The organism is Rhodococcus sp. NPDC003348, from assembly GCF_053589375.1.
This window is the reverse complement of record NZ_JBSFRT010000017.1, coordinates 44176-66497: the sequence shown is the minus strand read 5'-3', so window position 1 is coordinate 66497 and position 22322 is coordinate 44176. Positions and strand designations below refer to the sequence as shown.

Genomic DNA, 22322 nt, shown 5'->3' with positions numbered 1-22322 from the left:
CGGCGCCGACGAGGATTGGACCTATCGTGAGCAACGAAAAGCACCTCGCGTACATCGGCGAGTTGGCGGTCACGCTGGGCATCGGACTTGCCGTGGCCGCACCGGTCGGCGTAGCGGCTGCCGCCCCCGCCGACAACGACTCGGGCACGTCGTCGAGCGTCGGCTCCTCGGACGGCACGTCGGCGCACAGCGGGTCGGCCGATCGTACGTCGCACCGCGACTCGCAGAGCAGCACGTCGAACCGCAACTCGAACGACCGCACGTCGGACAACAGCCACTCGAACAGCAGCACCTCGGACAACAGCACCTCGGACAGCCCGTCGAACCGCAACTCGAACGACCGCACGTCGGACAGCAGCGACTCGAACTCGACACGAGACGGTTCGCATTCGTCGGGAATCGGCCCCGCAACCGGGCAATCCACCGACGATACGACGAACGAATCCGCCCCGAACATCGACACCAGCAGGACTGCACCGGACGCCTCGACAGCGCCCGCCGGGTCATCCGGCCAGACCGTGGACGGCGGCACACCGGCCCCCGACGCGGTCGCCGACGGAGCTGGATCTGCGGGACCGGATGCGGCCATCGCGGGCCAGGCCGCCATCGACAACACCGCCGTCGACAACACCGGCACCGGGAACGCGCAGAGCGCCGGACCCGCTGAACGTGCCGACTCCTCGGGCCTCAACTCACTCGCACCGTCGGCACCGGCACCGGCACCGACCTCGGACTCGCGCGCGGACACGGACGGCACGAACACGGCCGGAGCCGGCGGGCCGGAGTCGATGACCGCCGTGGGTGCGGACCAGGCGAGCACGGAATCCGACACCCGGGCCGGCACGGAACCCAGCCCGGCCGCGGTGGCAACGAACCCGGCCATGCGGGGGCCCGCGCCGAACGCGCAGGCGGCCCTTGCGGGGCTGCCGGGACCGGCAGGCATCCGCGTGCCGCCGGGGGCGGCAGGGCTGTTCGGGCTGCCGGGGGCATCCCCGGCCGCCGGCGCCACGCTCGACGCGCCGACGGCCCTGAGTTCGACAGCCCTGTCGCGGCAGGCACACGGGAGCGAGGCCGTGCAGACAATCGCCGCGGCCGTCCCGACCCCCTCGGAGGCGGCGGAAACCGCCTCCCGCGTCGTGTCCAGCATCCTGGGAGCCGTAGGGCTGAGCCCGCACCTGTCCAACGACCCGCTCGCGCCGATCGAGTCACCGACATTCGTGGCGCTGGCCGCGGCATGGTGCCGGCGACAGGAAACGGCCGTCACCACCGACGCGAACCGGGGCCTGGCCGCCGCTCAGGTGACCACGAGCCAACCGGTCGAGTCGTTCGGCGACCCAGCCGCGGATGCGACGGCCTTCGGCAGCGACCTGTCCGCCGGTAGGACGATGGCGACGGCCTTCGGCAGCGACCTGTCCGCCGGTACGACACTGGCTGTCACCGCCGCAACCGGGCCGGTCGTCGGGGCTCCGGACCGCACAACCGGGAAGGTCAGCGGAACGATCGACCCGGCAGGAAGCCAGCTCGGCTACGCGATCACCGGTCAGCCGAGCCGTGGCTCGGCCGCTGTCGATGCGACCGGCACCTTCACCTACACCCCGACCTCCGCCGCGCGGCAGGCCGCGGCGCTGGACCCGAGTGCGGACTACGACTCGTTCATCGTCACCGTCACCTCCGGGCAGACCAGTACACCGGTGACCGTGCAGGTACCGGTATCGGCGGCCCGGATGCAGCTCACGCAGTCGCCAGCCGCGGTGGGCTCCGGCCCGGCCGGAGCCGCGTTCGCGAAGACCAACGCGTACGTGGCCAACCCGGGTTCCAGGAGCGTGTCCGTACTGGACTCCAACAACACCGTCATCCGTACGGTGACCGTCGGAATCGGAACCTCACCGACCGCCGTCGCCGCGAAGACGGACGGCTCACAGGTCTACGTGACCAACAGTGGCAGCGGAAATTTGTCGGTGATCGACACCGGCACCAACACCGTCGTCAAGACCGTCACCTTCGGCACCGGCACCACTCCGAACGCCGTCGCCGTCAACCCGAAGAGCTCGCGCGCGTACGTCACCCTCGGCGGCACCGGCAAGGTCGCCGTCATCGACACCGCCAACAACACCGTCGTCAAGACCGTCACCATCGGCACCGGCACCGCCCCGAACGCCGTCGCCGTCAACCCGGCCGGGACACGCGCGTACGTCACCCTCGGCGGCACCGGCAAGGTCGCCGTCATCGACACCACCAACAACACCGTCCTGACGACCGTCAACATCGGCACCGGCACCTCACCCAACGCCGTCGCCGTCAACCCGACCGGGACACGCGCGTACGTCACCCTCGGCGGCACCGGCAAGGTCGCCGTCATCGACACCGTCAGCAACACCGTCGCCAAGACCGTCGCCGTCGGAGCCCGTCCGACCGCCGTGAGCTTCTCCTCCGACGGCAGCGCGGCGTACGTGGTGACGGACTCCGATCGGTTGTGGGTCATCGATACCGCGACCGGCGCCGTGGTGTCCGATATCGGCATCGACACGTCTCCGGAGGCCGGCGCGCACAGCATCGTCAAGAACGCCGACGGCACTCGGTGGCTGGTCACCGACGCGGCCGATGGCCGGGCGCTGGCACTGTCCCTCACCCAGGTGAACTCCGCGCCGTCCGCGGCATCCACGGTCGGCACTCCCCGCGCCTCCGACGGCGCGGTCACGATCACGATCCCGCCCGACCCGGACGGCGACCCGGTCACCGTCACCTATGCCTCACCGGCATCCGGCTCCGTCGTCACCGCCGGTGTCGGAGCGTTCGTCTACACCCCGACTCAGGCCACCCGAGACCTCGCCCGGCAGACGCCGGGAGCGCACACCGACACAGTCACCCTCACCGTCGGTGACGGCCAGTACGTGACCAACGTCGCCGTCACCGTCCCGATCTCACCGGCCGCGGCCACAGGCACGTTCACCGTAGATTCGAGGGAAACAGCAGTGGGAAGCGGTCCGAGCGAAGCGGTGCTCGCCGGAGACCGGCTGTACGTCGTGAGCGACGAAGGCTCGGTGAGCGTGATCGATCGCAACAGCGGCCAGGTCGTCGGGTCGTCGATCGCGGTCGACTGGGCGTCGTCGAACATCGCGGCCTCCCCGCTGGTCAACCGGGTGTACGTCAACAGTCCCTACACCGGCACCGTCTCGGTGATCGACACGACCACAGGCACGGTCGTCGACACGCTCCTGCTTCCCACCGACCCCGACTTCCAGGGGATGAGCCTGGCGCAGGAGATGGCCGTGAACGCCGCGGGCACTCGCCTGTACACCAGCGGCGAGGACGGCACCGTGTCCGTGATCGACACAGCCACCAACACCGTCGTGATCTCGCGACCCCTCGGCACCTTCACCGACCTGGCCGTCAGCAAGGACGGCAGTCGCCTGTACGGCACGAACGGCGCGGCCGTCACCGTGATCGACACCCAATCCATGACAGCGATCCGCACCGTGAGCGTCGGGCCCGCGTGGGACCTCACCCGCTCGAGCAGCGAGTTCACGGATGTCACGAGCAGCGTCGCTGTCAACGCGACCGGCACGCGAGCCTATGCCACCTACCACGTCAGCACTGTGGAGCTCGCCAGCGGCGGCTACTCCAACGGATCGTTCATTCAGGACAGCACCGGACGGCTCTGGCGTGTGACGGGCGGATACGAGGTCGTCGCGGTGATCGACGTCGACCGGTCCAGTGCCAACTACGGGACCCAACTTGCGGCGGTCCGGCTGCCCGAGGGAGCACAGAACGTGGCGATCAGCGCGGACGGCCGACTGCTCTACGTCTCCGGCGCGGACGGGCGGACCGTCTCGGTGGTCGACGCCTCGAACTACGCCGTCCTCGGGACGTTCGTGACCGACCCGGACAGTTCGACTTCCGAGTTCTACGGACCCTACCGATCCCTGATCGTCGATCCGGGCACCGGCACGCTGTACGTCACCGACTACGCCGACGCCGCCGTGTACGCAGTCACCGGCGCACCGGGCGGCCAGCCGGCCGTGGTGTCGGTCTGACCGCTGCAGCCCACCACCACGCATGTGACGCACCCGAACCCCAGAAGGGGTGATTCGAATGTCGGTTCTCTTCGTCGCCGCTGCCGTGCTGTGCGTCGTCCTCGTACTCGGCCTGAACGGCGACGGTTCGATGGACTTCTACGCGGCGGCGGTGTCCGGGACCGCCCGCGAACGCAACCGGGACGCGGCCCGTGTCACCCGGGCGAGAGTGAAGGCGGCTCGGCGCCGGCAGGCCCGCCCGGCGTACGGGACGGCTCCCGGCCCGTACCCCACATAGCGCCGGAACGCCGAACGGCCCCGCACTCGCGATCGAGTGCGGGGCCGTTCGGCTGTTGCGCGAAACGCTTACCGGTAGTCGCTACCGAAGCCGTAGTCGTCCAGCGGAACCGCAGCGCCGGTCGCCTGGCCGAAGCCTTCCGGGCTGTAGTACTGGTCGTCGTACGACGGCACGGCGTAGGCCGCGGCGCGCGCCTCCTCGGTCGGCTGAACCTGGATGTTCCGGTACCGGTTGATGCCGGTGCCGGCCGGGATCAGCTTGCCGATGATGACGTTCTCCTTGAGACCGATCAGCTTGTCCGAGCGGCAGTTGATCGCCGCGTCGGTCAGCACGCGAGTGGTCTCCTGGAAGGACGCCGCCGACAGCCACGAGTCGGTCGCCAGCGAGGCCTTCGTGATGCCCATGAGCACCGGACGACCCGACGCCGGCTCGCCGCCCTCGGCGACGACGCGACGGTTGCTGTTCTCGAACTCGGCACGCTCGACCAGCGAACCGGGCAGGAACTCCGTCGCACCCGAATCGATGATCGTCACGCGGCGCAGCATCTGGCGCACGATGACCTCGATGTGCTTGTCGTGGATCGACACACCCTGGCTCCGGTACACCTCCTGCACCTCGTTGACCAGGTGGATCTGCACCTGGCGCGGGCCCATCACGCGCAGCACCTCGTGCGGATCGGCAGCACCCTCCATGAGCTGCTGGCCGACCTCGACGTGGTCACCGTCCGCCAGCAGGCGCTCGGAACCGTCGTCGTGCTTGAACACGCGCAGACGCTGACGCTTGGACAGCTTGTCGTACACGACCTCTTCGCCACCGTCGTCCGGGACGATGGTGATCTTGTAGAAGCGGTCGCCGTCCTCGAGCTGCACCCGGCCGGTGACGTCGGCGATCGGGGCCTTGCCCTTCGGGACGCGGGCCTCGAACAGCTCCTGGACACGCGGCAGACCACCGGTGATGTCGGCCGCGCCGGCCGCGCCACCCTGGTGGAACGTACGCATGGTCAGCTGGGTACCGGGCTCACCGATCGACTGGGCGGCGACGATACCGACGGCCTCGCCGATGTCGACGAGCTTGCCGGTCGCCATCGAGCGGCCGTAGCAGGTCGCACAAACGCCGGTGCCGGTGGTGCAGGTGAGCACGGAGCGCACCTTCACCTCGGTGACGCCGGCGGCGAGCAGCGCGTCGATCGCCGGGTCGCCCAGGTCGTGGCCACGCTCGACGATCACGTTGCCGTTCTCGTCGACCGCGTCGGCGGCCAGGGTGCGGGCGTACGTCGAGGTCTCGACGTGCGCGTCGCGGATGACCGAGCCGTCCGGCTGCTTCTCCGAGATCGTGGTGATGATGCCGCGCTCGGTGCCACAGTCGACCTCGCGGACGATGACGTCCTGCGAGACGTCCACCAGACGACGGGTCAGGTAACCCGAGTCGGCGGTGCGGAGAGCGGTATCGGCCAGACCCTTACGAGCACCGTGCGTGTTGATGAAGTACTCGAGAACCGTCAGGCCCTCCTTGAAGGAGGACTTGATCGGACGCGGGATGAACTCACCCTTCGGGTTCGTCACCAGGCCCTTCATACCGGCCAGCGACCGAACCTGCGTCATGTTGCCGGCCGCGCCGGACTTCACGATCATCGGGATCGGGTTGTTGTCCGGGAAGTGGGCCTCCATGGCCTTGCCGACCTCGTCGGTGGCCTCGGACCAGATCTTGACGAGAGCACTGTTGCGCTCGGCGTGGTTGAGCGCGCCGCGCTGGTACTTCTTCTCGATCTGATCGGCCTGCGCCTCGAAGGACTCCATGATCTGGGCCTTCTCCGGCGGCACCAGAACGTCCGAGATGGACACGGTGACGCCCGAGCGGGTGGCCCAGTAGAAGCCGGTGTCCTTCATCTTGTCGACGGTCTGCGCGACCACGATCATCGGGTACCGCTCGGCGAGATCGTTGATGATCGTCGCCTGCCGCTTCTTCGGCATCTGCTCGTTGACGAACGGGTAGTCCGCCGGGAGCAGCTCGTTGAACAGCACGCGGCCGAGGGTGGTCTCGGCGACCCAGGCGTCACCGTAGTTCCAGCCCTCGTCGCCGAACAGCGCGTCCTCGATCTCCTTGGACGGACGCTGCGTGGTCAGGCGCACCTTGATCTTGGACTGCACCTTCAGCGCACCCCGGTCGACGGCCATCTGCGCCTCGGCGGGCGAGGAGTAGACGCCCTGCTCGGGAGCTTCCGAGGTGGCGGAGGTCAGCTCGCCGGTCGCACCCTCGTCCAGACGGGTCAGGTGGAACAGACCGGTGACCATGTCCAGACGCGGCATGGCCAGCGGGCGACCCGACGCCGGCGACAGGATGTTGTTCGACGACAGCATCAGGATGCGGGCCTCGGCCTGCGCCTCCGCGGACAGCGGCAGGTGCACAGCCATCTGGTCACCGTCGAAGTCGGCGTTGAACGCCTCACACACGAGCGGGTGCAGCTGGATGGCCTTGCCCTCGACGAGCTGCGGCTCGAAGGCCTGGATGCCGAGGCGGTGCAGCGTGGGTGCACGGTTGAGCAGCACGGGGTGCTCGGCGATGACCTCTTCGAGGACGTCCCACACCTGGGCGCGCTGACGCTCGACCATGCGCTTGGCGGACTTGATGTTCTGCGCGTGGTTCAGGTCGACCAGACGCTTCATCACGAACGGCTTGAACAGCTCGAGCGCCATCAGCTTCGGCAGACCGCACTGGTGCAGCTTGAGCTGCGGGCCGACGACGATGACCGAACGACCCGAGTAGTCGACGCGCTTGCCGAGGAGGTTCTGACGGAACCGGCCCTGCTTGCCCTTGAGCAGATCGGACAGCGACTTGAGCGGACGGTTGCCCGGACCGGTGACCGGCCGGCCACGACGACCGTTGTCGAACAGCGCGTCCACGGACTCCTGCAGCATCCGCTTCTCGTTGTTGACGATGATCTCGGGGGCGCCGAGGTCGATCAGTCGCTTGAGGCGGTTGTTGCGGTTGATGACGCGGCGGTACAGGTCGTTGAGGTCGGAGGTCGCGAAGCGGCCACCGTCGAGCTGCACCATCGGACGCAGCTCCGGCGGGATCACCGGGACGGCGTCGAGAACCATGCCCATGGGCGAGTTGCCGGACTGCTGGAACGCAGCGACGACCTTGAGCCGCTTGAGCGCGCGAAGCTTCTTCTGACCCTTGCCGCTGCGGATCGTCTCGCGAAGGTTCTCGGCCTCCGCATCGATGTCGAAGTTCTCCATCAGCTTCTGGATGGACTCCGCGCCCATCGCGCCGGTGAAGTACTCGCCGTAGCGGTCGACGAGCTCGCGGTAGATGCTCTCGTCGATGATCAGCTGCTTGACGGCCAGCTTGGTGAAGGTGGTCCAGATCTCCTCGAGCCGGTCCAGCTCACGCTGGGCGCGGTCGCGGAGCTGACGCATCTCACGCTCGCCGCCGTCCTTGACCTTGCGGCGGACGTCGGACTTTGCGCCCTCGGCCTCGAGCTCGGCGATGTCGGCCTCGAGCTTCTGGGCGCGGGCCTCGAGATCGGCGTCGCGCTGGTCGGCGATGGTCTTCTTCTCGACCTCCATCTCCGCCTCGAGCGTGGACAGCTCGTTGTGGCGGAGCTCGTCGTCGACACCGACGATCACGTACGCGGCGAAGTAGATGATCTTCTCGAGATCCTTCGGCGCCAGGTCCAGCAGGTAGCCGAGGCGGCTCGGCACACCCTTGAAGTACCAGATGTGGGTGACGGGGGCGGCGAGCTCGATGTGGCCCATCCGCTCACGACGCACCTTCGCACGGGTCACCTCGACGCCGCAGCGCTCACAGATGATGCCCTTGAAGCGGACGCGCTTGTACTTGCCGCAGTAGCACTCCCAGTCCCGGGTGGGGCCGAAGATCTTCTCGCAGAAGAGGCCGTCCTTCTCGGGCTTGAGCGTGCGGTAGTTGATGGTCTCCGGCTTCTTGACCTCGCCGTAGGACCACTGCCGGATGTCCTCCGCGGTGGCGAGACCGATACGGAGTTCATCGAAGAAGTTGACGTCGAGCACGTAACTTCCTTTCCCCTGTTCGGGTTGAAATTGCTGCTAGTTCGCTATTGCTGCCGGGCCCCGGCGGGGAGCTCACGCTCCCCACCGGGTCGGCTCCTAGTTGGCGAGGTCGTCGACCGTCGCAGCCTCGTTCCGGGACAGGTTGATGCCCAGGTTCGCGGCCGCGCGCTCCAGATCCTCGTCATCGCCGTCACGCATCTCGATGGCGGCACCGTCGCTGGAGAGCACCTCCACGTTCAGGCACAGCGACTGGAGCTCCTTGAGGAGAACCTTGAACGACTCGGGGATGCCGGGCTCGGGGATGTTCTCGCCCTTGACGATCGCCTCGTACACCTTCACGCGACCCACCACGTCGTCCGACTTGATGGTCAGCAACTCCTGCAGCGTGTACGCCGCGCCGTAGGCCTGCATGGCCCAGCACTCCATCTCACCGAAGCGCTGGCCACCGAACTGGGCCTTACCGCCGAGCGGCTGCTGCGTGATCATCGAGTACGGACCGGTCGAACGGGCGTGGATCTTGTCGTCGACCAGGTGGTGCAGCTTGATGATGTACATGTAGCCGACCGAGACCGGGTACGGGAACGGCTCGCCGGAGCGGCCGTCGAACAGCGTCGCCTTGCCGTCGGACCCGACCATCTGCTCACCGTCACGGTTCGGCAGCGTCGCGCCGAGCAGACCCGTCAGCTCGTCCTCCTTGGCACCGTCGAACACCGGGGTGGCGATGTTCGAGTCGGCGGGAGCCGAGAGCATCTCCTCGGGCAGGCTCGCCGCCCAGTCCGGGCGGGTGCCGTCGCCGGCAACCTGCACGTTCCAGCCGGTCTTGCCGATCCAGCCGAGGTGGGTCTCGAGGACCTGACCGATGTTCATACGACGCGGGACGCCGTGGGTGTTCAGGATGATGTCGACCGGGGTGCCGTCGGGCAGGAACGGCATGTCCTCCTGCGGGAGGATCTTGCCGATGACGCCCTTGTTGCCGTGCCGGCCGGCGAGCTTGTCGCCGTCCTGGATCTTGCGCTTCTGCGCCACGTACACCCGGACCAGCTCGTTGACACCCGGGGGCAGGTCGTCGTCGTCCTCGCGCGAGAACACGCGGACGCCGATCACCTTGCCGGTCTCACCGTGCGGCACCTTCAGCGAGGTGTCGCGGACCTCGCGGGCCTTCTCACCGAAGATCGCGCGCAGCAGGCGCTCCTCCGGGGTCAGCTCGGTCTCGCCCTTCGGGGTGACCTTGCCGACGAGGATGTCACCGTCGCGGACCTCGGCACCGATCCGGACGATGCCGCGCTCGTCGAGGTCGGCGAGGACCTCGTCGGAGACGTTCGGGATGTCCCGGGTGATCTCCTCGGCACCGAGCTTGGTGTCGCGGGCGTCGATCTCGTGCTCCTCGATGTGGATCGAGGTGAGCACGTCCTCCTCCACGAGGCGCTGCGACAGGATGATCGCGTCCTCGTAGTTGTGGCCCTCCCACGGCATGATCGCCACGAGCAGGTTCTTGCCGAGCGCCATCTCGCCGTTCTCGGTGCAGGGACCGTCGGCCAGCACCTGGCCGGACTCGACCCGCTGGCCCTCGTCCACGATCGGACGCTGGTTGCTGCAGGTGCCCTGGTTGGAGCGAGCGAACTTGTTGAGGCGGTAGGTCTTGCGGCTGCCGTCGTCGGCCATCACCGTGACGTAGTCCGCGGACACCTCCTCGATGACACCGGTCTTCTCGGTGACGATGACGTCGCCGGCGTCGACCGCGGCACGCAGCTCCATACCGGTGCCGACGAGCGGCGACTCGGAGCGGACCAGCGGCACGGCCTGACGCTGCATGTTCGCGCCCATCAGCGCGCGGTTGGCGTCGTCGTGCTCGAGGAACGGAATCATCGCGGTCGCGACCGAGACCATCTGCCGCGGCGAGACGTCCATGTAGTCGACGTCCGAGGACGCGACGTACTCGACCTCGCCACCCTTACGGCGGACGAGGACACGGTCCTCGCTGAAGCGACCGGACGAGTCGACCGGCGAGTTCGCCTGGGCGACGACGTGGCGGTCCTCCTCGTCGGCGGTCAGGTAGTGCACCTCGTCGGTGACCTGGCCGTCCTCGACCTTGCGGTACGGGGTCTCGATGAAGCCGAACGGGTTGACCCGCGCGTACACCGACAGCGAACCGATCAGACCGATGTTCGGACCCTCAGGGGTCTCGATCGGGCACATGCGGCCGTAGTGCGAGTGGTGGACGTCGCGGACCTCGAGGCCGGCGCGCTCACGGGACAGACCGCCGGGGCCCAGCGCCGACAGGCGGCGCTTGTGGGTCAGGCCCGACAGCGGGTTGTTCTGGTCCATGAACTGCGACAGCTGGGACGTTCCGAAGAACTCCTTGATCGCGGCGACGACCGGGCGGATGTTGATCAGGGTCTGCGGCGTGATCGCCTCGACGTCCTGGGTCGTCATCCGCTCACGCACGACGCGCTCCATGCGGGACAGGCCCACGCGGATCTGGTTCTGGATCAGCTCGCCGACGGTACGCAGGCGACGGTTGCCGAAGTGGTCGATGTCGTCGACCTCGACGGGCACCTCGACGCCACCGGGCACGGTCATCGACTGGTCGCCGGCGTGCAGACGCACCAGGTACTCGATGGTCGCGACGATGTCTTCCTCGGTGAGGGTCGACGCGGTGATCGGCTGGCCGGTGTTGACGCCCAGCTTCTTGTTGATCTTGTAGCGACCCACGCGCGCCAGGTCGTAGCGCTTCTCCTTGAAGAACAGGTTCTCCAGCAGGGTCTGCGCGGACTCCTTGGTCGGCGGCTCGCCCGGACGCAGCTTGCGGTAGATGTCGAGCAGCGCCTCGTCGGTACCGGCGGTGTTGTCCTTCTCCAGCGTGGACATCATGATCTCGGAGAAACCGAAGCGCTCCGCGATCTGCTCGGTGGTCCAGCCGAGTGCCTTGAGCAGCACGGTGACCGGCTGACGCCGCTTGCGGTCGATACGCACGCCGACGGTGTCGCGCTTGTCCACGTCGAACTCGAGCCAGGCGCCGCGACCCGGGATCACCTTGACGCTGTGCAGCGTCTTCTCGGTGCCCTTGTCGATGGACTCGTCGAAGTACACGCCCGGGGACCGGACGAGCTGCGAAACCACGACACGCTCGGTGCCGTTGATGATGAAGGTGCCCTTGTCGGTCATCATCGGGAAGTCACCCATGAAGACCGTCTGGCTCTTGATCTCACCGGTGTTGTTGTTGATGAACTCGGCAGTGACGAACAGCGGCGCCGCGTACGTCATGTCCTTGTCCTTGCACTCCTCGACGGAGGCCTTGACCTCGTCGAAGCGCGGGTCGGAGAAGGAGAGGGACATCGAACCCGAGAAGTCCTCGATCGGGGACAGTTCGGCCAGGATGTCCTCCAGGCCGCCGGTCGCACCCTCGTCGCCGCGAGCCTTGGCCCGCTCTCGGGATGCCGGCGAGCCGATCAACCATTCGAAGGAATCGGTCTGAAGATCAAGTAGACCCGGAACTTCGAGGGGTTCGCGAATTTTCGCGAACGAGACCCTCTTCGGGGCTCCGGGGATTCCGGCCTTGGTCTGGCTAGAGACTGCCAAGATGCGTCCTTCCAGCACCTCACGCGGGCCGCTCGCTGGAGTGCGACCGCCGCTGTATCTGCTTCTTCTGTGGGGCGAATTCGCTGGTCACAACCCGAACGAAACTCGTCGACACCACGCAGGAAGCAAAAACTTCGATGCGGCAAGGGCGAGAGATGGACAGGAGGCAGCCAGCGCAACGTCCAAAGGTACCGGAAACCGGCGCAGAATACAACCGGGCAGTGCCGAGCACCCGATTTCGTCTCGTCGACAACAGTCAATCGACGGCAGCGGGCGCCACCGGAGCGGCGCCGCGTGAGGGATCAGTTCGAAGTTCACGAAACCCGGCGGTCTATGACTATCCGCGCCCGATGCCTCCATTTGCGCCGGCGCGTGACCACCCGGACCCGCGATCTCTCGCATGTCTCGACCAATAGAGTGACGCCTCAGGCGCCTTCCGTCAAGACCGACCCGGGGTTTTGTGGACGAACCGGCGGTCAGCGGTCGCGGATGTCGGACAGCAGCCAGATGTCGCCGACCTTCGACATCGTCACCGACAGCGGCCCCGCGGCGCTCCCCTGCGCCACGCCGTCGTTGCTCGCGCTGACGTTCATGCTCGCCACCAGCTCCGCGCGATCGTCGCTCAACAGCTTCACGCCGATGTCGGTGACCTGCGCTTCCGTCGCCGTCTTCGTCTGGATCACCGCATCGCGCGTGACCTGGGCGGTCTGGTCGAATTCCGTCCGCATGCTGTCCGTGAGCACTGCGCGCGCGTTGTCGAAGTCCTGGTCGACCGTGTCGAACTTGTACGTGTACAGGGTCTGGATCGCTCCGCGGGCGGCAGCGGCCACCTGCGTCGTCGCGCTCGTGTCCACCCACGCGCGGTTGGACACGTCGGCCCCGGGCCGGAAGGCTGCGAGCAGCGCGAAAGCCGCCAATGCCAGCGCGGCGACGCCGATCACCGCCACCCGCCGCCACCCCCGGCGCTCGGCCGCGGGATCGGCGGCGTCCTCCACCTCGACGTCCTCCGCCGAACGCTGCCGCGGGCGCAACGCGCTGGTCCGGTTGACCGGCCGGCCCGGGGCCGCCGTCTCCTGAACAGGCGTCTCCGGAACCGACGCGGCGACCGCGGTCCCGCCCGTCGTCGAGTCGACCGACCCCGCCTCGTCGACCGGCACCGTGCCGGCGTCCGGCGTGCCGGGCGACGACTCCCCCGTTCCCGTCCTGTCGACGGCGAACGTCACCTCGTCGACCGCCCCGGCGGCGGCATTCGGGGCCTCGCCCACCACGTCGGTCTCCGTCGGTTCGATCACCGGGGGCTCGGTCGCCGCCCGGCCCGCCGACCCCGCGTCCTCCGACGGGACGCGGCGGGATGGTTGCTGACCTGCAATCTTGGGACGTCGGCCCTTCGGTTGCGGGGTGCTGTTGCTGCGACGAGTGGGGGGCACCGTTGATACTCCTGTCAAGCGCGGGAAAGCTCGTGGCGCGAGGGACTACTGTCCGTCGCCGCTCGCGTCGTCGGGGGCGGGGGCAGGCGCCTCGGGGGCGGGCGTCACCGGGGCGGGCTCGGCGGTGCCCGCATCCATGGCCAGCGGGGCTCCGACGTTCTCGACTCGAGACGCCTTCCACACCCCGTCCACCTCGGTCAACCCGATGCGCATCGTCACCTTCACCTTCTTCGGCGGCTGGTCCGGCCACGTCGTGGTGGTCGTCAGCACCACCAGCGATGTCGCCGTCCCCTCGTCACGACCGAAGTCGGTGAGTGCGGCGTCGACGACCTGGGCCTCGCTCTTCGCGCCGGTCTGCCGGACCTGCTCGGCCATCTGGTCCTTCGTCTCGTTCAGCGCGCCCACCATCTCGTCACCGGTGATCGAGGACTCCATGTTCGCGAACGTCTGATCCAGGTTCGCCGAGTCGACGGTGTTGAGATTGATCGCGGCCTGCCGCGCACCGGTGAGCGCGTCGTCCCGGGCCTCGGCCGCGGGCTTGTCGCTCAGCAGGGCGTGCGCCCAGCCGTAGCCGAACCAGGCGGCGAACCCCAACGCCACCAGGGCGAGGACGCTCACCACCACGAGGGCGGGTTTGAGCAGTGTCGTGCTACGCATCACATTTCCACCCTACTTGAAAGTAACTTCTGCGCTGCGGCCGCTCGGCCGACCGCGGCGCCCCGCCCCGGCCCTACTTCGGCGTGATCCCCATCAGGGTCGCGAGCTGCGTCGCGATCGGGTTGAGATTCAGCGCGTCCGGCGCCACCTTCGGCTTGTCGTCCCACGGCTGCGGCGTGTTCGGATCGGCGTACACGATCCGGTTCGCCGACCTCACACCGGTGACACTGCCGAGCGGTGTCGTGCAGTTGGCCTGCGTGTTCAGCGGGAAGTCGTCGCGGGTCGGGTCGAAGTCGGGGTTCTCCCGCTTCATCCGATCGATGATCTCGTGCGTGCCCTCGTAACCCTGGGTGCACGGCGGCGGATTGTTCGTCTCCAGCAGCAGACCCTGATGCAGGGTGCCGTCCCCCGGTGCCGCCGTGCTCGCGCCCGCCGCCAGCGCGGGCAGGAACGTGAGCAGGATGTTCAGCGCGATCGATCGCGGCCCGAGCGCCGCCGACACCAACGCGAGGTTGTGCAGGTCGCTCGACAACGCCGGCCCCGCGGTGTCGACCAGCGACCCGACCGCCGTGCTGGCCGCGGTCCCGGTGTCGATCAGCCGGCGCAGGTCCGGATCGCTGTCGCGCAGCTGCGCGGAGATCCGGTTCAGATCCGCACTGAACTGGCGGATCGCCGACGACTGCACCGACTGCGTGTCGAGCACCGTCCTGCTGTCCCGGATCAGCGTCAACGTCTGCGGCAGATTCTCGATCCCCGCCTGGGACAACGAGTTCAGCGAGTCCACCAGCACCTGGAGATCGTCGCCGCGACCGTCGAAGGCCCTACCCAACTCGGTGACCGTGGTGTTCAGCGCGTCCAACGGAACCGACCGAACCAGCGAGTTCACGCTCGACAGGACCTGCTCGACCGGAACCGGAATCGACGTGTCCTGCCGGGTGATGGTCGAACCGTCCACGAGGTACGGCGCGCCCTCGCTGGTCGGCTGCAGGTCCACGTACTGCTCACCGATCGCCGACCGGTTCGCGACCACCGCCCGCGCCGAGGCGGGCACGTCGGGCGCCCCCGCGTCGAGCTCGAGGTCCACCCGCACACCGTCCTCGGTCAGGTGCAGGTCACCGACCCGTCCCACCGGCACGCCGCGGTACGTGACCTCGGCGTTGGTGAAGATGCCGCCGGAGTCGGCGAAGTCGGCCGTGACCGTGTACTGCCCGAAGCCGAGCAGGTTGTCCAGCCGCACGTACTTGGCACCCACATACAGCAGACCCACCGCCGCGACCAGGATGAACGCGATCAACTGGAACCGAACCAATCGGGACCTCATCGGCCACCCACCCCCAGCTTCTCGAGAATTCCGCTGAGCGGGTTCTGCGGCGCCGCAGCCGCGTTCCCGGACACCGGCTCGGTCCCCGGAGCGACCGGCTGACCCGGCGGCGGCGCGGGAGCAGGAACGATCGGCGGCAACGGCAGCAGCGACACCGTCGGCCACCCCGGCCGCGGTCCGTTGCCGTTGTAGTAGGGATTCGACGGATCGACCGTCGGCACGTGCCCGTTGTAGCCCGGCGGCGGCGGGACGTACACCGGATCCGGCATACCGACGCCGAGAGCCTCCAACTGCTGCCCCAGGCGCATGTCGACCGTCAGGATCAGGTTCATCGAGTTGCCGTGGATGACCTTCTCCGCGCCGTCCGGGAACGGGAACGTCGGGACCAGCGGCAGAACCGTGACCAGGTCGTCCCCGGAGTCCGCGAGCGCCTGCAACGTCGGCCGCAGCGCCCGCAGATCGGCGATCAGGTTGTCCCGCGACCTGACCAGCACGTCACTGCCAACCTGTCCGAGGCGGTCCAGCTGCCCGAGCAGCTGCACGAACTGCGGCCGCTGCTCGTTCAGGACCTGCACCGCGGGCGGGATCTCGGCGAGGATCTTGTCGATCTGCCCCGTCTGCTCCACCACCCGACCGTTGAGAGCATCGAGACCGTCCAGCGCGCGGACGATGTCGTCACGCTGCCGGTTCAGCCCGCCGATCAGGGTGTTGGCCTGATCCAGCAACGACCGCACCCGGTCCTCACGACCGTCGAAGGCGGCCGACAACTCTTGGATGATCGGCTGCAGCTGCGCCACACCACCACCGTTGAGCAGCAACGACAACGCCCCGAGCACCTGCTCGATGTCGGTGGCGTGCCGGGTCCGGTCCACCGGGATCGTCGCACCGTCGGACAGGCGAGCCGCCGCCGGATCCACCTCGGGCGCGGTCAGTTCGATGAACTTCTCACCCAGCAGACTGGTCTGCTGCACACTCGCCACCGCGTTCGCCGGGAGATCGACCGCAGAATCCATCACGACACCCACCGCGGCGATCCAGCCGTCGTCCGGTACCTCGATCGTCTCCACCCGACCGACGGGAACGCCGTCGACCTTCACCGTCGACTGCGGAACCAGGTCGAGCACGTCGTCGAACTGCACCGTCAGGTGCATCGGGTTCGCACCGATGTCGGCGCCACCCGGAAGCGGGATGCCGTAGATGCCACCCGAACCACAGGCCGACACCGTCACGGCCACCGCGCAGACACCCGCACCGATCGTCACCGCCCGGCCGACCGCCATCCCCCTCCTCACAGCCCACCTCGACGCCTGCTCCGGCGTCCTTCCCGCCCGCTTCACTGCCCACGGCAGCGTCATTCCCACCCGCTTCACTGCCCACGGCAGCGTCATTCCCACCCGCTTCACTGCCCACCCCGCGGAATGTTCTGGTCACTGAGTCCGGGTGCCTGCGAGTTGCCCAGCCGCGGGGAGATCGTCCCCGGCACGGTGCCCGGCTGCGAAGGGCGCTGCAGATTGTCGCCGCTGAGGATGCCGAAGGGCAGGTTCAGTGTCGGCGTCTTCACCCCGGCCGTGACCTGGTCCATGATCACCCCGCAGTTGTCGATGACCGGCCGCATCTGACGGCTGAGCGCGTCGAACCTCGGGTCGCCGGGCATGAGCTTGCCCAGATCCATCAGCTTGCACAGCGCGCCGAACGGGTCCTGCGTCTCGGGCAGGTTGACCCGCGACGCGAGGGTGCCGGACTCGGCGTCGTACGAGTTGACGACGTTGCTGATCGCGAGCGGCAAAGTGGTCAGCGCGTCCACCAGGTCCTGACGGTTGTCGGCGAGAGTCTGCGTCACCTGCACCAGGCCCTCCGCATTGCTCGCGACCAGATCCTCGTTGTCCCGGACGAAGACCGCGACGTCGCCCAGGGTGATCGACAACTGGTTCAGCGCCGCGCCCAGATTCGCCCGCTCCCCGTCGAGGAACCCGGTCAGGTCGGCGAGCTGGCCGTTGAACTGACGAACCTGCTCGTCGTTCGCGGCGAGCGCGCTGACGAACGTCTGCAGGTTCCTGATCGTCTCGAACAGGTCCCCGCGGTAGTAGTTCAGGGTCGCGGCCGCCTTCGACAGTTCGGTGATCGTGGTGCCCAGCGCCTCGCCGTTGCCGTCGAGGTTCTGCGACGCCGTGTCCACCAGGTTCGACAGGGCGCCGTCCTTGTTCGCGCCGTTCGGCCCCAGCGCCTCGGACAGTTCCTCGATGCTCGAGTACAGCTGGTCCACCTCCACCGGGGTCGCCGTCCGCTCACGCGGAATGGTCGCTCCGGACTCCATCACGTCGCCACCCGAGTACGCGGGCGCCAGCTGGATGTACCGGTCCGACACCACCGACGGGGTGACCTGCGCGGCCTTCGCGTCCGCGGGAATCTCCACGCCGCGGTCGACTCGCATCACGACCCGGACCTGATCGCCGAGCGGCGTCACCTCGTTCACCTCGCCGACCTTGACTCCGAGCACCCGTACATCCGACCCGGTGTAGATGCCGACGGACTTGTCGAAGTACGCGGTGATCTTCGTGGTGCCGGCGCGGGCGAACAGCCACCAGCCGCCGACCGCGACCGCGAGAACTGCGAGGACGACCGCGATCGTCGTCAGGATCTGGGCACGGCTGAATCTCGGCATGCGGCCCGACGTGATGCCCGTCATCAGTTGTCCCCCAGGGTGCGCACCGGGTCGCGGTAGCCCGGAATCAGCGGCAGCGCCGGCGGCGTCAGATTGACCACCACCTGGTCGAACCAGCGACCGTTGCCCACGATGTTCGAGTACAGGCGGGTGAACGGCGCGTACAGCTTGATCGCCCGGTCCAGGTTGTCGTTGTTGTCCTGCAGGATCTGCACGACCCCCCGCAGCTGTTCGAGCGCCGGCCCGATCTGCTCCTCGTTCTCGCGCACCAGCCCGGTGAGCTGCTGCGACAGTCGCTGCGTGCCGGTCAGCAACTGTGCGATCGACTGCTGGCGGGCGTTGAGTTCCCCGAGCAGCAGACCCGCACTGGAGATCAGCTGGGTGAACTCCGCGTTGCGGTCCGCGAGCACCTTCGACGTCTTCGCGGTCGCGGCGAACAGTTTCGTCAGTTCCGCGTCACGGGTCTCGATCGTCGCCGACAGCCGCGCCACCCCGTCGAGGGACGCACGCACATCCGCCGGGGTGCCCTCGAACGCCTCCGAGAGGACCTGCATGCTCTGCGCCAACTGCGGAGTGTCGATCTGCTCGAGCGTGGTCGCCGCGCTGGAGAAGGCGTCGATCACGTCGTAGGGCGAGGTGGTCCGGTCGAGCGGAATCGGGTTCGACGGCCGCAGCGTGGACGATCCGCGCGGATCGAGAGCCAGGTATTTCTGCCCCAGGATCGTCTTGATCTGAATCGACGCGGTGGTCTGGTCACCGACCCAGGCGTCCTTGACCTTGAACGCGACGTCGACCTTGTCCCCGTTCAGGGTGACGTCGGTGACCTTGCCGACCTTCACACCGGCGATGCGGACCTCGTTGTCCGGCTTCAGACCGGCGGCCTCGCTGAACTCGGCGCGGTACGTCGCACCGGCGCCGATGATCGGCAGGTCGTCGAGGAAGAAGGCCGAAATCGTCGCCAGCAGCACGATGACGATGCCGAGCGCGCCGATCGTGGCGGGGCTGCGCCGTTGCCTGCTCATTGGCCGGCCCCGTTCGCCGAGCACCGCGGTGCGGAGTTTGTGTACAGCGGCTGGTTGATCGTCGGCAGCCCCGTCGGCAGGTTCAGGTACTTCGACTCACCCGGCCCGGCGACCACGTCGATGCCGCACAGATAGAACTGGAACCACGAACCGTAGCTGGCGATCCGGCTCAGCTTCTCCAACTTCACCGGCAGGTTTGCGAGGGTCTTGTTCACCGCCGCTTCCTGCTCGTTCAGCGTGCCGGCGAGCGTGTTCAACGCCGACACCGATCCCTGGATCGACGGCCGGGTCGGTTCGAGCACATCCGACGCCGTGTCGGTGAGGGTGGCGAGCGAGGTGACCGCGTCACCGACGACGCCGCGGTCGTTGGCGAGGCCCGTCACCAACTGCTCGGTGTTGACGATCAACGAGCCGAGTTCCTCGTCGTGCTTGTTGACGGTGTCGAGGACACCGTTGAGGTTGTTGATGACGTCCCCGATCACCCGATCCTTGTCGGCGATCGTGTTCGTCAGCGAGGCGGTGTTGCGCACGAGCTCCGAGATGGTGCCGCCCTCCCCCTGGAACACCTGGATGATCTGGTACGACAGCGTGTTCACGTCGTCGGCGCTGAGCGTCTGGAACAACGGGCGGAACCCGTTGAACAGGGTCGTCAGGTTCACCGCCGGCTTGGTGTGGTCGAGCGCGATGGTCTGCCCCGCGGTCAGCTTCACGCCCTGCGGCCCCTCCCCCTGTTCGAGCGCGATGTAGCGCTGCCCGACCAGGTTCCGGTACCGGATGGTGGCCCTGGAACCGGCGGGCAGCCAGTCCCGATCGGACAGCGAGAACTGGACCTTCGCCTCCCGTTCGTTGACGATCGAGATCTCGTCCACCTGCCCGACCCGGACCCCCGCGATGCGCACCTCGTCACCCCTGTTCAGGGAGGTGACGTCGGAGAAGACGGCATTGAATCTGGTGCCGCCACCACCGCCGGTGTTCGCAATCGTGAACGCCAGCAGCGCGGTCGCCACCACGGTCACGACGGCGAAGATGATGAGCTTGGTCAGCGGAGCCGCGAGCCCCCTCAGCTGCGCCTTCATCTGACACTCACCTCCGTCCCCCTCAGTGCCGGGGCCCCCAGCAGCGTTGTCCAACCCGGCACGTTCTCGGGCAGTGTGCCCGTGCCCTCCCCGTAGATCACCGCGAGCGTGTCCTGCTCGAACGTCGACCCCGAATAGCTCGCCGGTGCGTCCGCCGCACCCGCCACCTGCACACCTGCGGTGCTCGGCACGGGTGCGTACTGCGGCCGTTCCGGCGACGGCACGTACGACGGGCCCGGATTGCGCGACGGCACCTGGTAGGCACCGTCGTTGTAGGAGCCGCCCGGGTACTGCGGGAACTTGTCACCCGGAGCGGCCGGGGTGTAGCACTTGGCCCCGCGGTTGTCGAAGAGCCGCGGCTCGTCCTGGTTGGGCAGGTACCGACCCTTCGGATTGACGAACACCGTCGCGGCCCGGGCACCCGGGTGGTCCTGCAGGCTTCCGTCCGGGTTGAGGCCGAGGATCGCACTCGCGTTGTAGACGATCGGCACGAACTGCGCGAACGTGCATCCGAATGTCGGCGAGGCCGCGGCGAGCACCTCTAGGGAATCCCGCGAGTCCGCTGCGATCGAGATCAGCGAGTCCCGGTTCGCCGCCAGGAAATCGGCCGTGCTGCCCGCGGTGGACGTCGCCGCCGACATCAGGGTGCGGATCTGGTTCTGCTGCTGCACCACGGTCGCGCCGGTCGTCCGCAGGTTGTCCAGGGCATTGACCAGCTCGGGTGCCGCGTCCGTGTAGGTCTGCGAGAAGTCGGCCAGACCCTTCAGCCCCTGCTCCAGGTTCGGCAGCTCGGTGTTGACGCCCGCGAAGATGGTTTCGAGCCGCTCCAGGCTCACGCCGATGTCGTTGCCGCGGCCGGTCAGTGCCTGGTTGAGGGCACCGAGGGTGTTGGCGAGGTCCTGCGGCGGCACCGCCTCCAGCAACGGCAGCAGTCCGTCGAGCAGCTCACCGATCTCGATGGCGTTGCCGCTCTTGTCCTGGTGCAGGGTGTCACCGTCCGTGATCGGGGCCGCCGTGTCCCCGGCGGGCACGATCAGCGCCACGTACCGCTCCCCGAACAGCGTCTTGGGCAACAGCCTGGCGGTGGTGTTCGCCGGGATCAGTTCCGCCTTGTCCGGATCGATCGCGAGAACCGACGTCACCTCGCCCTTCTCCGACGACGACGAGCGGACCTCGCCGACGATCAGCCCGCGGACCTTCACGTCGGCATGATCGGGCAGCGAGTTGCCGACCGTGTCGGTCACCAGGTTGACGGTGACGACGTCCTTGAACGACTTGTTGTACATCCCGATGGTGAAGGCCAGGAACAGGGCCAACACCAGGAAGAACACCAGACCGAGAATCCGCCGGCGCAGGGCCGACCCGTCGTTGCTCATCCGGCCACCCGCACCGTGGTCGTCGTGCCCCAGATCGCGAGGCTGAGGAAGAAGTCCAGTACCGCGATCGTCACGATCGCCGTCCGCACCGCGCGTCCCACCGCCACACCGACGCCGGCCGGACCGCCGGACGCGGTGTAGCCGTAGTAGCAGTGGATCATGATCAGCACGAACGCGAAGACCAGCACCTTGCCGAACGACCACAGCACGTCGGCGGGCGGCAGGAACAGGTTGAAGTAGTGGTCGTAGGAGCCGCTCGACTGACCGTTGAACAGCGTGCTGATCAGCCGAGACGCGAAGTACGACGCCAGCAGGCCGACGATGTACAGCGGGATGACCGCGACGAATCCGGCGACCATTCGGGTCGTCACCAGGAACGGCACCGACGGCACGGCCATGACCTCGAGCGCGTCGATCTCCTCCGAGATCCGCATCGCACCGAGCTGGGCGGTGAAGCCGCATCCGACAGTCGCGGACAGCGCGAGGGCCGCCACGATCGGCGCGATCTCGCGTGTGTTGACGTACGCGGACAGGAAGCCGGTGAGCACCGAACTGCCGAGCTGGTCGAGTGCTGCGTATCCCTGCAGTCCGACGACGACACCGGTGAAGCCCGACATCATCACGATGACGCCGATGGTGCCGCCGATCACGGCCAGCGCGCCGCTGCCGAAGGTGACCTCGGCGAGCAGGCGCAGCACCTCCCGGCCGTAGTGGGTGATCGTCCGTGGGATCCAGGCGATCGCGCGGGCGTAGAACGACATCTGGTCGCCCGCGCGGTCGAGCACGTTCAGCGGGGCTCGTCCGGCTCGACGCGCATGGATCAGCGCGCGATCACCGCGCCCCCTCGCGATGGTCATCTA

General features: G+C 67.9%; 13 protein-coding genes. 2 read left to right on the top strand and 11 right to left on the bottom strand.

What is annotated here, in order from left to right:
- Window positions 1–26: 26 nt before the first annotated feature.
- A complete protein-coding gene (locus tag ACWDU4_RS13665; RefSeq protein WP_450114444.1) occupies window positions 27–4034 on the top strand; it encodes a hypothetical protein in 4008 nt (1335 codons plus the stop codon).
- 58 nt (window positions 4035–4092) lie between these two features.
- Window positions 4093–4311, top strand: coding sequence for a hypothetical protein (locus ACWDU4_RS13660; RefSeq protein ID WP_450114443.1), 219 nt, complete (start codon window positions 4093–4095; stop codon window positions 4309–4311).
- Between the two features lie 68 nt (window positions 4312–4379).
- Here the strand turns inward: ACWDU4_RS13660 and ACWDU4_RS13655 are convergent, their stop codons facing one another.
- The 11 genes from ACWDU4_RS13655 to ACWDU4_RS13605 all read right to left on the bottom strand — a co-directional run bounded on the left by ACWDU4_RS13655 (window position 4380) and on the right by ACWDU4_RS13605 (window position 22319).
- Window positions 4380–8342: a DNA-directed RNA polymerase subunit beta' gene (locus ACWDU4_RS13655; RefSeq protein ID WP_450114442.1), complete on the bottom strand. Its 3963-nt coding sequence runs from the start codon at window positions 8340–8342 to the stop codon at window positions 4380–4382.
- 96 nt (window positions 8343–8438) lie between these two features.
- Complete coding sequence (rpoB, locus tag ACWDU4_RS13650) at window positions 8439–11939, bottom strand: DNA-directed RNA polymerase subunit beta (protein WP_450114441.1); 3501 nt, start codon at window positions 11937–11939, stop codon at window positions 8439–8441.
- A 458-nt stretch (window positions 11940–12397) separates the two neighbouring features.
- The gene (locus ACWDU4_RS13645; protein ID WP_450114440.1) at window positions 12398–13213 is read right to left on the bottom strand and encodes a hypothetical protein; all 816 of its coding nucleotides are present in this window, start codon (window positions 13211–13213) and stop codon (window positions 12398–12400) included.
- 180 nt (window positions 13214–13393) lie between these two features.
- Window positions 13394–14005 carry a hypothetical protein gene (locus ACWDU4_RS13640; protein WP_450114439.1) on the bottom strand — a complete coding sequence of 204 codons (612 nt, stop codon included), beginning with the start codon at window positions 14003–14005 and terminating at the stop codon, window positions 13394–13396.
- A 73-nt stretch (window positions 14006–14078) separates the two neighbouring features.
- The gene (locus ACWDU4_RS13635) at window positions 14079–15326 is read right to left on the bottom strand and encodes an MCE family protein (protein WP_450114438.1); all 1248 of its coding nucleotides are present in this window, start codon (window positions 15324–15326) and stop codon (window positions 14079–14081) included.
- The gene (locus ACWDU4_RS13630) at window positions 15323–16606 is read right to left on the bottom strand and encodes an MCE family protein (protein ID WP_450114437.1); all 1284 of its coding nucleotides are present in this window, start codon (window positions 16604–16606) and stop codon (window positions 15323–15325) included. Before ACWDU4_RS13630 ends, ACWDU4_RS13635 begins: the two co-directional genes overlap by 4 nt.
- A gap of 119 nt (window positions 16607–16725) precedes the next feature.
- On the bottom strand, window positions 16726–18012 hold the full coding sequence (locus ACWDU4_RS13625; RefSeq protein WP_450114436.1) for an MCE family protein: 1287 nt from the start codon (window positions 18010–18012) through the stop codon (window positions 16726–16728).
- The gene (locus ACWDU4_RS13620; RefSeq protein WP_450114435.1) at window positions 18012–19010 is read right to left on the bottom strand and encodes an MCE family protein; all 999 of its coding nucleotides are present in this window, start codon (window positions 19008–19010) and stop codon (window positions 18012–18014) included. The genes ACWDU4_RS13625 and ACWDU4_RS13620 overlap by 1 nt, the downstream gene beginning before the upstream one ends.
- Entirely contained in the window at window positions 19007–20074 is a 1068-nt protein-coding gene (locus ACWDU4_RS13615) for an MCE family protein (RefSeq protein ID WP_450114503.1), read from the bottom strand. Before ACWDU4_RS13615 ends, ACWDU4_RS13620 begins: the two co-directional genes overlap by 4 nt.
- 8 nt (window positions 20075–20082) lie before the next feature.
- Window positions 20083–21462 (bottom strand): MCE family protein, encoded by a 1380-nt coding sequence (locus ACWDU4_RS13610; RefSeq protein ID WP_450114434.1) that lies wholly within the window; start codon window positions 21460–21462, stop codon window positions 20083–20085.
- Window positions 21459–22319: an MlaE family ABC transporter permease gene (locus ACWDU4_RS13605; protein ID WP_450114433.1), complete on the bottom strand. Its 861-nt coding sequence runs from the start codon at window positions 22317–22319 to the stop codon at window positions 21459–21461. Before ACWDU4_RS13605 ends, ACWDU4_RS13610 begins: the two co-directional genes overlap by 4 nt.
- Window positions 22320–22322: the final 3 nt, after the last annotated feature.

What these genes read in the sequence shown, in the direction of transcription:
- ACWDU4_RS13660 (WP_450114443.1), top strand. Translation starts at nt 4,093, where the DNA reads ATGTCGGTTCTCTTCGTCGCCGCTGCCGTGCTGTGCGTCGTCCTCGTA.
- ACWDU4_RS13640 (WP_450114439.1), bottom strand. Translation starts at nt 14,005, where the DNA reads ATGCGTAGCACGACACTGCTCAAACCCGCCCTCGTGGTGGTGAGCGTC.
- ACWDU4_RS13635 (WP_450114438.1), bottom strand. Translation starts at nt 15,326, where the DNA reads ATGAGGTCCCGATTGGTTCGGTTCCAGTTGATCGCGTTCATCCTGGTC.
- ACWDU4_RS13630 (WP_450114437.1), bottom strand. Translation starts at nt 16,606, where the DNA reads ATGGCGGTCGGCCGGGCGGTGACGATCGGTGCGGGTGTCTGCGCGGTG.
- ACWDU4_RS13625 (WP_450114436.1), bottom strand. Translation starts at nt 18,012, where the DNA reads ATGACGGGCATCACGTCGGGCCGCATGCCGAGATTCAGCCGTGCCCAG.
- ACWDU4_RS13620 (WP_450114435.1), bottom strand. Translation starts at nt 19,010, where the DNA reads ATGAGCAGGCAACGGCGCAGCCCCGCCACGATCGGCGCGCTCGGCATC.
- ACWDU4_RS13610 (WP_450114434.1), bottom strand. Translation starts at nt 21,462, where the DNA reads ATGAGCAACGACGGGTCGGCCCTGCGCCGGCGGATTCTCGGTCTGGTG.
- ACWDU4_RS13605 (WP_450114433.1), bottom strand. Translation starts at nt 22,319, where the DNA reads ATGACCATCGCGAGGGGGCGCGGTGATCGCGCGCTGATCCATGCGCGT.